The sequence below is a fragment of the Rhodococcus sp. Eu-32 genome (genome assembly GCF_003336925.1).
Classification (GTDB): Bacteria; Actinomycetota; Actinomycetes; order Mycobacteriales; family Mycobacteriaceae; genus Rhodococcoides; species Rhodococcoides kyotonensis_B.
In genome coordinates this window covers 1-12,305 of the sequence record NZ_QGNK01000030.1, presented here as the reverse complement: position 1 = coordinate 12,305, position 12,305 = coordinate 1, and the positions used below count along the sequence as shown (strand labels likewise).

General features: G+C 65.3%; 11 protein-coding genes. 5 read left to right on the top strand and 6 right to left on the bottom strand.

The window, feature by feature from the left end:
• Window positions 1-117 precede the first annotated feature (117 nt).
• Window positions 118-1,377, top strand: coding sequence for an aminotransferase class III-fold pyridoxal phosphate-dependent enzyme (locus DK926_RS24480; protein ID WP_114332567.1), 1,260 nt, complete (start codon window positions 118-120; stop codon window positions 1,375-1,377).
• Here the strand turns inward: DK926_RS24480 and DK926_RS24475 are convergent.
• On the bottom strand, window positions 1,361-1,582 hold the full coding sequence (locus tag DK926_RS24475; RefSeq protein ID WP_068428952.1) for a hypothetical protein: 222 nt from the start codon (window positions 1,580-1,582) through the stop codon (window positions 1,361-1,363). The two genes, DK926_RS24480 and DK926_RS24475, sit on opposite strands and share 17 nt — an antisense overlap.
• Before the next feature lie 30 nt (window positions 1,583-1,612).
• Here DK926_RS24475 and DK926_RS24470 point away from each other — a divergent pair, with 30 nt between their 5' ends.
• Complete coding sequence (locus DK926_RS24470; RefSeq protein WP_114332566.1) at window positions 1,613-2,272, top strand: hypothetical protein; 660 nt, start codon at window positions 1,613-1,615, stop codon at window positions 2,270-2,272.
• Here DK926_RS24470 and DK926_RS24465 read toward each other — a convergent pair.
• Window positions 2,259-2,936, bottom strand: coding sequence for a PhzF family phenazine biosynthesis protein (locus DK926_RS24465; protein ID WP_068428957.1), 678 nt, complete (start codon window positions 2,934-2,936; stop codon window positions 2,259-2,261). The two genes, DK926_RS24470 and DK926_RS24465, sit on opposite strands and share 14 nt — an antisense overlap.
• 52 nt (window positions 2,937-2,988) lie before the next feature.
• Between DK926_RS24465 and DK926_RS24460 the strand changes: the two genes are divergently transcribed.
• Window positions 2,989-3,909, top strand: a complete 921-nt coding sequence (locus tag DK926_RS24460) for a hydrogen peroxide-inducible genes activator (protein ID WP_114332565.1) — start codon at window positions 2,989-2,991, stop codon at window positions 3,907-3,909.
• Window positions 3,910-3,912: 3 nt separating this feature from the next.
• Here DK926_RS24460 and DK926_RS24455 read toward each other — a convergent pair whose 3' ends face one another.
• From DK926_RS24455 to sthA, 4 genes are all read right to left on the bottom strand, one after another.
• Window positions 3,913-6,423, bottom strand: coding sequence for a DEAD/DEAH box helicase (locus tag DK926_RS24455; RefSeq protein WP_114332564.1), 2,511 nt, complete (start codon window positions 6,421-6,423; stop codon window positions 3,913-3,915).
• A 47-nt stretch (window positions 6,424-6,470) separates the two neighbouring features.
• Window positions 6,471-7,508, bottom strand: coding sequence for an alpha/beta hydrolase (locus DK926_RS24450; protein WP_114332563.1), 1,038 nt, complete (start codon window positions 7,506-7,508; stop codon window positions 6,471-6,473).
• 241 nt (window positions 7,509-7,749) lie between these two features.
• Window positions 7,750-8,700: a PAC2 family protein gene (locus DK926_RS24445; RefSeq protein ID WP_114332562.1), complete on the bottom strand. Its 951-nt coding sequence runs from the start codon at window positions 8,698-8,700 to the stop codon at window positions 7,750-7,752.
• A 165-nt stretch (window positions 8,701-8,865) separates the two neighbouring features.
• Window positions 8,866-10,299, bottom strand: coding sequence for a Si-specific NAD(P)(+) transhydrogenase (gene sthA / locus DK926_RS24440; protein WP_114332561.1), 1,434 nt, complete (start codon window positions 10,297-10,299; stop codon window positions 8,866-8,868).
• 154 nt (window positions 10,300-10,453) lie between these two features.
• Between sthA and DK926_RS24435 the strand changes: the two genes are divergently transcribed.
• Window positions 10,454-11,539 (top strand): S-(hydroxymethyl)mycothiol dehydrogenase, encoded by a 1,086-nt coding sequence (locus tag DK926_RS24435; protein WP_114332560.1) that lies wholly within the window; start codon window positions 10,454-10,456, stop codon window positions 11,537-11,539.
• Window positions 11,536-12,162 (top strand): MBL fold metallo-hydrolase, encoded by a 627-nt coding sequence (locus tag DK926_RS24430; protein ID WP_114332559.1) that lies wholly within the window; start codon window positions 11,536-11,538, stop codon window positions 12,160-12,162. Before DK926_RS24435 ends, DK926_RS24430 begins: the two co-directional genes overlap by 4 nt.
• Window positions 12,163-12,305: the final 143 nt, after the last annotated feature.

The window sequence follows — 12,305 nt, the reverse complement described above, 5'->3', positions numbered from 1 at the left end:
TTCAGGATAATCGGTCGAACCGACTTCCCCTCGTGTGGTGAACGCCGCGGAACGACTCGGTGCCGAGTGGAGAGACGGCTCATACTCGACGAACGGGGTCCGACTAAGCTCTCGGGCATGTCTACTCCGGCCGAGCCGACCTACGAATCCACCCATTCCGCGCTGTGGCACGGCTTCGCCGACATGGGCGCAGTCACCTCCAAGGGGCCGTTCGTCGTATCGCGCGGCGAGGGTGCCTACATCTGGGATCGTGAGGGCAACAAGTACCTCGATGCCACCGCCGGCCTGTGGTTCACGAACGTCGGGCACGGGCGTCGTGAGATCGCCGACGCCGTCGCAGCCCAGCTCGGGTCGCTGGCGCATTACTCGAACTTCGGCGACTTCGTCCCCGAGACGACACTCGCATTGGCGGAACGACTCGGCGAGATCGCGCCGGTCGCGGGCAGCAAGGTGTTCTTCACCTCCGGCGGTTCCGATTCGATCGACACCGCAGCGAAGCTCGCCCGGAGGTACTGGCACGAGACGGGAAAGCCCGGGAAGAAGCTCATCGTCGGCCGTCAGAAGGCGTATCACGGCATGCACGTCGCCGGCACCGCCTTGGCGGGCATTCCGGTCAACCGTGAGAACTACGGTGAACTGATGCCCGACGCACGGACGGTGGCCTGGGACGATGCGAAGGCCTTGCTCGCGCTGATCGAGGAAGTAGGCGCGGACCAGATCGCCGCGTTCTTCTGCGAGCCGATCATCGGCGCGGGTGGCGTCTATCTGCCCCCGCAGGGATATCTGCAGGAAGTGCGTCAGATCTGCCGCGACCACGACGTTCTGTTCGTCGCCGACGAGGTGGTGACGGGATTCGGTCGCATCGGCGGGTCGTGGTTCGCGTCGACGCGCTTCGATCTGCAGCCGGACCTGATGACGACGGCCAAGGGCCTGACGTCGGGCTACGTGCCGATGGGTGCGGTGTTCGTCGCGCCGCACATCGCCGAACCGTTCTTCTCCGGTGGGGTCTGGTGGCGCCACGGCTACACGTACGGCGGCCATGCGGGCGCTGCGGCCGCCGCGATGGCGACGCTCGACATCATGGAACGCGAGAACCTGCTGCAGGAGTCGGCGCGTCTCGAGACGTCGCTCCACACTCATCTCGCGCCGCTCGCCGACCATCCGCGCGTCCAAGAGGTGCGCAGTGGCCTCGGTGCCGTCGCCGCGGTGCAACTCGCCGATCCGGCCGAGGCACTGCCGTTCGTCGGGACGCTGCGCGAGCACGGCGTGTCCGGGCGTGCCGCAGGCCAGGGTGCGATGCAGATCTCGCCGTCGTCCGTGATGACCGACGCCGAAGTCGAGGAACTCGCGGGACGAATTCTCAGCGCGCTCGGCTGAACCGAGAGCGCAAGCGGTGCAACCCCGTCGGGGAAGCGGGGGCGTCGGGCGTTGCGGCCGATGCCTCCGCGAACCGCTTGTGCAACTCCTGCCGAACCTCGTCGGGGGCGTAGGCGCGCCGCGCACGTTCCGATCGCACGACGAGAGCCCCGGTGGCGGCGACGCCCGCGACGCCCGCGAGGCCCAGGATCTTCCACAGCTTCATGGCTTTACCGTACTGGTTAAGCTCGACCGTATGAATGCGTCGCGAATCGATCTGGATACAGCGGTGGACGCGACCAGGACCGGTGACATCTGGATCTTCCGTGGCCGTTCGGCGGCCGACAGGGCGATTCAAACTCTGACGAACAGTCCCGTCAACCATGTGGGGATGGCCGTCGTCGTGGACGATCTGCCTCCGCTGATGTGGCATGCGGAGCTGGGAAAGTCGTTGCAGGACATGTGGACCGGCAATTTCCAGCGCGGTGTGCAACTGCACGATCTTCGCGCTGCCGTGCTTCAGTGGACGCTGAAATACGAACAGCGGTGCTGGCTGCGGCAATTGGGGACGGCCGTGACACGAGAGCAGGAAGATGCGTTGATGCGGACCATCGCTCGCATGGACGGCACCGCGTTTCCGACGACGGCGAAGTTGGCGGGGCGCTGGTTCAAAGGACGCGTCCCCACGTTGATTCGGCGGCAGGAGCCCTCGGCCGCGATCGAGACGGCCTACTGCGCGGAAGTGGTTGCGACGACGTACGAGTCGATGGGCCTGCTCGCCGGGCACAAGAAGGCGAACTGGTTCGACCCGGGCAAATTCTGGAGCGGCGATCGGTTACCGCTGGCCGACGGCGTCACGCTGGGTGACGAGATCGCTGTCGACGTGCCGCACGAAGAATCTCCTACCGCACGGTGATCGACGAGTCCGCGACGGTCCGGCCGCCCAGCTCGATCCAGCCGTCGTCCAGACAGGTCGTCAGCAGCCTCGATCCGCGGCCTTGGTGAATGCGGATCCCCAGTCCCAGCGAGGCGGTGATGCGAACTGCTGCCGCGCCGGTCGCTTCGTCCTCGGCAATCCCCATCTCGGGCGCGAACATTCGCGAACGTATCGCCTCGTGTTCGGCGTCCATCCATGCCCACACGTAGTGGTGCCCTTCGGTGAAGGTCGACGGGTCGACCGACTCGACCTCGTCGACGGTCGTCAACGGATGCATCGTGAACTCCGGAGCCCAGTCGGCTCGTGCCCGCACCGCCGTCGTGCCGTCACCGTAGGTCACCTGCAGCTCTCCGGCAGGGACGACGAGGGTGTCGATCGGGTGCCCCTGCGCGCCGAGCCACCACGACAGGCCGACGGTCGGGTGCCCCGCGAACGGGAGTTCGACGGCGGGAGTGAAGATGGCGGCGGATGCCGTCGACCCGCCGTCGTGGTCGACGAAGATCGTCTCGCTGAAGCCGAGTTCGGTGGCCAGCGACTGACGCTCGGCGGGCGGCACGGCGTGGCTGCGGACGATTCCGAGCGGATTGCCGTACCGGCCTGCGTCGTCGGTGAACACGCGAACGACTGCCACGTCGATACTCATGTCGGGGAATCTACCAAAGGCGCAGGCGATAGCCCTCGCTAAACTGATAGGCATGGCTGATCAAAGTTTCCAACCCACGCTGTCGCAACTGCGTGCGTTCGTCGCCGTGGCCGAGCACCGGCACTTCGGAACGGCCGCGGCACGACTGAAGGTCAGCCAGCCGACGCTGTCGCAGGCGCTCGCGTCGTTGGAACAGGGCCTCGGGGTGCAACTCGTGGAACGCAGCACACGCAAAGTCCTCATGACGACGGCCGGAAGCCAATTGCTCGACCGCGCGCGGGCCACGCTCGAGGCCGCCGACGGGTTCACGGTGGCGGCGTCGGGATTGGGCGGTGGGCTGTCCGGACCGCTTCGACTGGGTCTCATTCCGACGGTTGCGCCGTACGTCCTGCCCGCGCTGCTGCCGGCGCTGCGCCGTGAGTATCCGGCGCTGGAGCCGTTCATCGTCGAGGATCGGACCGAGCGCCTCCTCGCGTCGTTGCGTTCGGGCGCGATAGAGGCCGCCGTTCTCGCCTTGCCGACCGAGGAGTCCGGAGTCGTCGATCTGCCCTTGTACAGCGAGGATTTCGTGCTGATCGTGCCCTCGGGGCATCCTCTCGACGGTCGTACGGATCTGACGTTGTCGGCTCTCGTCGATCAGCCGATACTGCTGTTGGACGAAGGGCATTGCCTGCGCGACCAGACGCTCGATCTGTGTCGTTCCGTCGACGCCGTTCCCGCGGCCGGCGACACACGCGCGACGTCACTGGCGACGGTCGTGCAGTGCGTCGCGGGCGGGCTCGGCGTGACGCTCGTGCCCCGGTCGGCTGTCGCGGTCGAGACGGCCAAGGGAAATCTGGGCGTCGCCGAGTTCGCCGATCCGAAGCCCGGGCGCACGATGGGGCTCGTCTACCGCGCCTCGAGTGCACGCGCCGAAGAGTACGGTGCCATCGCGGCATCGATCTCGTCCATCGGCGCCGGTCTGCACGCCTGAATGTCAGCCCGCGGTGATCGTCACCTCGTCGAACACGATCTCGCCTGATGCGTTCGATTCGTCGACGTCGACCACGGCATTCAACGACCAGCCCTGATCGCCTTCGGGATCTTCCAGAATCTGCCGAACCGTCGTGCGGTTCGGCCCGACGGTGAGATCGAACAGAGCGGGGCCGCGCGCCGACGGACCGGTGCCCAGCTCGCCGTACTCGTCGAAGAACGGCGCGAGCTCGGCCTCCCAGTCCGGCCCGTCGTCGAGCTCGTCGAGCGCCGCCCACCGACCTGCGGCGGCGAGCTCGACGCGCTTGAACATCGCGTTGCGGACCATGACACGGAACGCGCGCGGGTTGGCCGAGATCGGCCTCGGCGAATCCCCGCCGTAGGCTTCGGGTTTCGCCTCCGGCTCCTCACCCGGATCGGTGAGGTTCTCCCACTCGTCCAGCAGGCTCGAATCGACTTGACGCACAAGCTCTCCGAGCCATTCGGTGATGTCCTGCACTTCCTCGGTCCTGGCCTCGGGAGGTACCGTCTGGCGCAATGCGCGATACGCGTCGGCGAGATACCGCAGCACGAGGCCCTCGGAACGAGTCAGTCCGTAGTGGCTGATCAACTCGGCGAACGTCATCGTTCGTTCGATCATGTCGCGAACGACGGTCTTCGGCGACAGCGCGAACTCGCTCACCCACGGGTGGCCACCGCGATAGATCTCGAACGCCGGAACGAGAAGCTCGGCAAGGGGTTTCGGCCACGTGACCTCTTCCAGCAACTCCATGCGCTCGTCGTACTCGATACCGTCGGCCTTCATCTGTGCGACGGCTTCACCTCGGGCCGCGTGCTGCTGCGCCATCAGGATCTGGCGGGGATCGTCGAGCGTCGCTTCGATGACCGAGACGACGTCGAGGGCATGCGTCGGCGATTCGGCGTCGAGCAGTTCGAAGGTTGCCAGTGCGAACGGGGACAGTGGCTGGTTCAGGGCGAAGTCCGGCTGCAGATCGACCGTCAACCGAGCATGCCTGCCATCGGCGTCCGTCTCGTCGAGTTGCTCCACGATCCCCGCGGCCACGAGTCCTCGATACAACGTGATCGCCCGAAGGATGTGCCTACGCTGCGCAGGTCGGCTCTCGTGATTGTCCTCGAGCAGGTGGCGCATCGCGTCGAAGCAATTGCCGGGTCGCGCAATGACATTGAGCAACATCGAGTTGCTGACGGCGAACCGCGACTGCAGCGGCTCGGGGCTGGCGGCGACGATCCGGTCGAACGTCGGCTCGCCCCACGAGACGAATCCGTCCGGCGCTTTCTTGCGTTGGACGCGCTTGAGTTTCTTCGGGTCGTCACCGGCCTTGGCGATCAGTCGCGCGTTCTCGATGTCGTGCTCGGGAGCCTCGACGACGACGGTTCCCAACGTGTCGTATCCGGCTCGTCCGGCCCGGCCTGCGATCTGGTGGAATTCCCTCGCACGTAGCTGCCGGGTGCGGACGCCGTCGTACTTGGTCAGTCCGGTGAACAGCACCGTTCGGATGGGCACGTTGATTCCCACGCCGAGAGTGTCCGTGCCGCAGATGACCTTGAGCAGGCCGTCCTGCGCGAGCTTCTCGACGAGGCGTCGATATTTCGGCAGCATGCCCGCGTGATGGACGCCGATGCCGTGACGGACCAAGCGAGACAACGTCTTTCCGAAGCCCGTCGTGAAGCGGAACTGGCCGATCGCGTCGGCGATCTGTTGCTTCTCCTCTTTCGACGCGACGTTGACGCTCGTCAGAGCCTGCGCACGTTCGAGGGCAGCGGCCTGCGTGAAGTGCACGACGTACACCGGCGCGAGATGAGTGTCGACGAGTTCTTCGATGGTTTCGCCAATCGGCGTCGTCACGTACGAGAACATCAGCGGGACAGGGCGTTCCGAGCCGGACACCACCGTCGTCGCGCGGCCGGTGCGCCTGGTCAGGTCGTCGCGGAAGAACGAGACGTCACCGAGCGTGGCGGACATGAGCAGGAACTGCGCGTTCGGGAGTTCGATCAGCGGCACCTGCCACGCCCAGCCGCGATCGGGCTCGGAGTAGTAGTGGAACTCGTCCATGATCACCTGACCGATGTCCGAGTTCGCGCCCTGACGCAACGCCAGGTTCGCGACGATCTCCGCGGTGGCGCAGATGATGGGCGCTCCCGCATTGACCGACGCGTCGCCCGTCATCATTCCGACGTTCTGGGCGCCGAAGATCTCGCACAGCGCGAAGAACTTCTCGCTGACGAGTGCCTTGATCGGCGCGGTGTAGAAGCTCCGAATGCCCGACGCCATCGCCGCGAAATGCGCACCGACGGCCACCATCGACTTCCCGGAACCGGTCGGCGTCGCGAGGATGACGTTCGAGCCCGACACCAGCTCGATGAGCGCCTCTTCCTGCGCGGGATACAGCGTCAGGCCTCGGTCGACGGTCCACGACGTGAAGACGTCGAACAGTGTGTCCGGGTCCTGTGCTTCGTCGGTCGTGGGATCGGGGACGAGATCGGTGAGAAGCACGTCTACAGGTTATGGGTCGAGTGCGTGGGAGGCGCCATCGCCCCTTGTCACGTCGCGCTGCGCTCGTCCGACCCCATCGCGCCGAGTACGGCGAGGCGCGTGCTCGCGCTACCGGTGATCGTGTCCTCACCGATGCCGTTCAGCAACAGGTTGCGCCACCGTGCCTCGTCGAAGTCCAAGGGGGGAGTGGACGCCAGGAACGTCTCGAGGACCTGCAGGAAGCGGATGGGATCGTCCCGGAACGGGAAATGACCCGATCCACGGAAGACCTCGAGGACGGAGCCGGGCATTGCAGAATGGGCGAGATGCGCATGGCTCACCGGAATCACCGAATCGCTGCCACCCCAGACGAGCAGTACGGGGAGGTTCTCGGTCAGGTAACAGCGGTCGAGCATCGTGACGACCTGGCCGCGCCAGTCGACCACGGCGCGCAGCGTGCGCAGGTACGCCTCGTGCGCGGTCGGATCGGGGAGTCCGCTGAGGACACGCACCAGATCGGGAGTGTCGTGCAGCATCGCGCCCGGTCGGAACGGGGAACGGTTCAGCTTTCCGACGAGGTCGCCCGCCAGCTTCATCATCGTCATGGCCCCGGGAACGCGAAGAACCTTGACGACGTCGCTGGCGAGTGGGATGGACGCCAGACGCAGAATCGGGTGTACGTCTCGGGTGACGCCGCCGGCCGACACGAGGACGAGCCTGTCGACCATGTGCGGAAACTGGTAGGCGAACTGCATTGCGACGCCGCCGCCGAGGGAGTGGCCGACCACGGTGACCCGATCTATGCCCAGCACCGACAGCAGGTCACGCATCCCGTTCGCGTACGCCGCGACGGAGTAGTCGGCGCGAGGCTTGTCGGACTTGCCGTGACCCAGCAAATCCGGCGCAATCACGGTGTAGTTCTGAGCGAGATGCGGGACGATGTCGTTCCACGTCTCGGAGTTGTCGCCGATGCCGTGGATGAGCAACAGGACAGGTCCGTCTCCGGCCATACGAAAGGCGCGGCGGTACCCGTGGATGGTTCGGTACATCAAGCGTGGCTCGGCGTCGGGAACCGGCCGAAGCTTCCGCGTGCGTAGGGTGCTCATGCTGCCTCTTGTAGTCCTTGCACGTATCTCGGCGCCGGACCGCGGTGCGTGACGGGCTGGGTCGCGCCGGTTCCGACTCGAATTACATCTATGACTCTCGCACGAGTACGTGCGATCGGCGAGAGAAGAGAGCGTATTCGTAGTTACAGATATGTTTCGCGCGTCGTCGGCATATTCCCGGTCACACAAAGATACGTGCGTCCGTGTGAGCAGTCACACGGACGCACGTTCGGTCGTCGGTTCAGTTCTCGCGATCGGTGTCCTCGGTATCCGAGTCGAATCCGCTTTGCTCGGCGAGGAAGCGTTCGAACTCCGCTCCGAGCTCGTCCCCACTCGGCAACGGCTCGTCACCGGCCAGAAGTGTCGACTGCTGCTCCTGCGCGGCGACGTAGGTGTCGTACTGGCGTTCCAGCGCGTGGACGACCGACTGAACTTCTTCGTTGCCCGTGATGTGCTCGTCGACCTGCTCGCGTACGCGCGCTGCGGCCTGTCCCAGTGCCGCCAGCGGCAGATCCAGGTCACCGGCTTCGCTCACGTTCTCGAGCAGTGTCTCGGCAGCGGCCGGGTAGTCGGTCTGGGCCAGGTAGTGCGGCACGTGCACCGAGAAGCCCATCGAGTCGTGTCCGTGCTGCGCGAGCCGGAATTCGAGCAACGAGGAGACGCTGCCCGGCACCTGCAGTTCACCCGACCAACTCTGATCCGACGGCACCATCGACTTGTCCGACGAGTGCGCCGTCACGCCGAGCGGACGCGTGTGCGGGATGGCCATGGGAATCGACCCGAGTCCGATCGTGCGGCGAACGCCCAGCTGCTCCGCCAGAAGGCGCACCGCCGTCGTGAACTTCTCCCAGCGCAGGTCCGGCTCCAGACCCGACAGCAGAAGGAACGGCACCCCGGCGTTGTCCTTGACGGCGTACAGATTCAGCTCCGGCGCATCGTAATCCGAGAAGTGGTCGGCCTTGAACGTCATGGTCGGACGCCGCGAGCGGTAATCGATCAGTTCGTCGACGTCGAACGACGCCACCAACTCCGTCTCCAACGTGTCGCGCAGGTGCTGCGTCGCGAGACGGACGGCGTGGCCCGCGTCGGAGAATCCTTCGAGGCCGTGAACGAGAACGGGGCCGACGCCGTCGCCCGACGAGGTCTGCGGAGCGGGAAACTCCAGTTCGTACATACTCGACTTCTCGTCCACCACGGACCCCTTTCGTAGACTCGCCGACGGCGCTGGTGCGGCACCGGAAGGCGAAACCGACTTCGCGACAGAATACCCACGAGTGCTACTACCTAACGCACCCGTAGTCACGACTCGATTCGTACGAAAGGAACGCGGCAGTCGCCGTGTTCATTCCCGCGCGCGTCATTCCTGACGAGACGCGCGGCCCGCGAAATTCTGCAGCGCACGGATCTTGTTGGTGACGTCGAGTGCGGCGACATTGTACGCCTCGGACAGGGTGGGGTAGTTGAACACCGCGTCGACGAGATAGTCGACCGTGCCGCCGCAACCCATGACGGCTTGGCCGATGTGAATCAGATCCGTGGCGCCGGAGCCGAAGATGTGAACGCCGAGCAGAGTTCTGTCCTCGGTGGAGACCAGAAGTTTCAGCATCCCGTACGAGTCGCCTGCGATCTGGCCGCGGGCGAGCTCGCGATAGCGGGAGACGCCGACTTCGTACGGGACCGAGTTCCTGGTGAGCTCGACCTCGGTTGCGCCCACGTACGACACCTCCGGAATGGAGTAGATGCCGATGGGTTGCAGATCCATCAAGCCCTGACTCGACTCGCCGAACGCGTGGTACGCGGCGAGCCTGCCCTGATCCATCGACGTCGCCGCGAGCGCGGGGAAGCCGATGACGTCGCCGACGGCGTAGATGTGGTCGACCTTCGTCTGGAAGTTCTCGTCGACGAAGATGCGCCCGCGGGCATCCGCTTCCGGTCCCGCCTTCTCGAGATCGAGCGATCGGGTCATGCCCTGCCGTCCGGCGGAGTACATCACCGCCTCGGCGGGGATTCGCTTCCCGCTCGCGAGCGTCGTGACGGTGCCCGACGGGCCGACGTCGACGGCGGTCACCGCTTCGCCGAACCGGAAGGTCACTGCGAGGTCGCGCAGATGGAATTGCAGCGACTCGACGATCTCGCGGTCGCAGAAGTCGAGCATCGTGTCGCGCTTCTCGACGACGGTCACCTTGGTTCCGAGTGCCGCGAACATCGACGCGTATTCGATGCCGATGACGCCTGCGCCCACGACGACCATCGATGCCGGGATGAATTCGAGATTCAGGATGCCGTCGGAATCGAGAACCCGGTAGTCGTCGAACTCGACGTCGGCGGGACGGGCAGGCGACGTGCCCGTCGCGATGACGACGTTCTTGGCCGTCACCGTGATGCGCTCTCCGCGCTGAGGATCGTCGACGACGACCGTGCGCGGGTCGAGAAATGCGCCTGTCCCGGTGATGAGTTCGATCCGATTGCGCAACAGTTGCGATCGGACGACCTCGATCTCCTTGCCGATGACGTGCGTCGTCCGCGCGAGCAGGTCGGCGGGGGTGATGTTGGCTTTGACGCGGTAGCTGGCGCCGTACAGCTCTCGCTGATTCATGCCGGTCAGGTACAGCACGGCCTCGCGCAGCGTCTTCGACGGGATGGTTCCCGTGTTCACGCACACTCCGCCGAGCATCTTGCCCTTTTCGACGATCGCGACGCGTTTGCCCAGCTTGGCGGCCGCAATTGCCGCCTTCTGGCCGCCGGGTCCAGATCCGATCACGACGAGGTCGTATTCCATCGCAGCAGACATGGCTCATAGGTACTCCTCGGACGCAAAGTCCATGTGCCACCCGGATCACGAACTCGTGAACAGCTCGGGCCGCACGAGGTGCGTATGTCGCTACACGTGCATGGGTTGTGGAAGGCTGATGTCAAGACAAATCCAGTCGAAAGTGGAGGTTGCAATGCCACAGCAGGTGCGTGCCGTCGTCGCGAAGGCGAAGGGTGAGGCGGTGTCTCTCGAGACGATCGTGATTCCTGATCCGGGTCCGAACGACGTGGTCGTGAAGATTTCCGCGTGCGGGGTGTGTCATACCGATCTGCATTACCGCGAGGGTGGCATCAACGACGAGTTCCCGTTCCTGCTCGGGCACGAGGCAGCCGGGATCGTCGAAACCGTCGGCGACGCGGTCACCCATGTCGAGGTCGGCGACTTCGTCGTCCTGAACTGGCGTGCGGTGTGTGGTGAGTGCCGGGCCTGCAAGAAGGGCAAGCCCTGGTACTGCTTCGACACCCACAACGCGTCGAAGAAGATGACCCTCGAAGACGGCACCGAACTATCGCCCGCGTTGGGTATCGGCGCGTTCGCGGACAAGACACTCGTCCACGAGGGCCAGTGCACCAAGGTGAACCCGGACTCCGATCCTGCAGTCGTCGGGTTGCTCGGCTGCGGTGTGATGGCCGGGTTGGGTGCGGCGATGAACACCGGCAACATCTCGCGCGGTGACTCGGTCGCGGTGATCGGGTGTGGTGGCGTCGGCGATGCCGCGATCGCGGGTGCGCGTCTGGCGGGTGCGACGACGATCATCGCCGTCGACCGGGATCCGGGCAAGCTCGAGTGGGCAAAGGACCTGGGGGCGACGCACACCGTCGACGCGTCGACGGTCGATGCGGTCGAGGCCATCCAGGAGTTGACCGGTGGTTTCGGTGCCGACGTCGTCATCGATGCGGTCGGTCGTCCCGAGACGTGGCGGCAGGCGTTCTACGGCCGCGATCTCGCGGGCACCGTGGTGTTGGTGGGTGTGCCGACGCCGGAGATGACGCTCGAGATGCCGTTGATCGATTTCTTCTCCCGCGGTGGGTCGCTCAAGTCGTCGTGGTACGGAGATTGCCTGCCCGAGCGGGACTTCCCGCTGCTGGTCGATCTGTACGAGCAGGGACGGTTGCCGCTCGAGAAGTTCGTGACCGAGCGAATCGGGATCGAGGACATCGAGGCCGCGTTCGAGAAGATGCACAAGGGCGAGGTACTGCGATCGGTGGTCGAACTATGAGCCTGCGTATCGACAGGGTCGTCACGTCCGGGACGTTCGCGCTCGACGGCGGTGAGTGGGATGTCGACAACAACATCTGGTTGATCGGCGACGACAACGAGGTCGTGATCGTCGACGCCGCGCACGATGCGCGGCCCATCATCGACGCCGTCGGGGGCAGGACGGTGAAGGCGATCGTCTGCACCCACGGCCACAACGACCATGTCACCGTCGCGCCGGAGTTGTCCCGCGCGCTCGACGCGCCGATTCTTCTGAATCCGGCCGACGACGTGCTGTGGGAACAGACCCACCCCGGCGTCGGTCACGGGACGCTCGAGGACGAGCAGCGTATCTCGGTGGCGGGGACCGACATCGTCGCGTTGCACACGCCGGGTCACTCGCCCGGGTCGACGTGCCTGTATCTGCCCGAGGCGGGGCAGTTGTTCTCCGGGGACACGTTGTTCTCCGGTGGCCCTGGCGCGACCGGTCGGTCGTATTCGGACTTCCCGACGATCATCGGCTCGATCCGGGACCGGTTGTTCGCTCTGCCGGCCGAGACGAAGGTGAACACCGGCCACGGTGACGGCACCAGCATCGGCGACGAATCACCGCACCTCGAGGAGTGGATCAAGCGCGGTAGTTGAGGTAGCTGCGCTACCCGTGATGCTCCTATGAGTGTCAACTTCCGATTTTTTGTGTGAGTAGCTGGAACATTTCGCGGGCGACGGCTCGTTTGAGGCAGCGGATGATGTCGCGTTTGCTTTTGCCTTGGGCGAGTCGTTTGTCG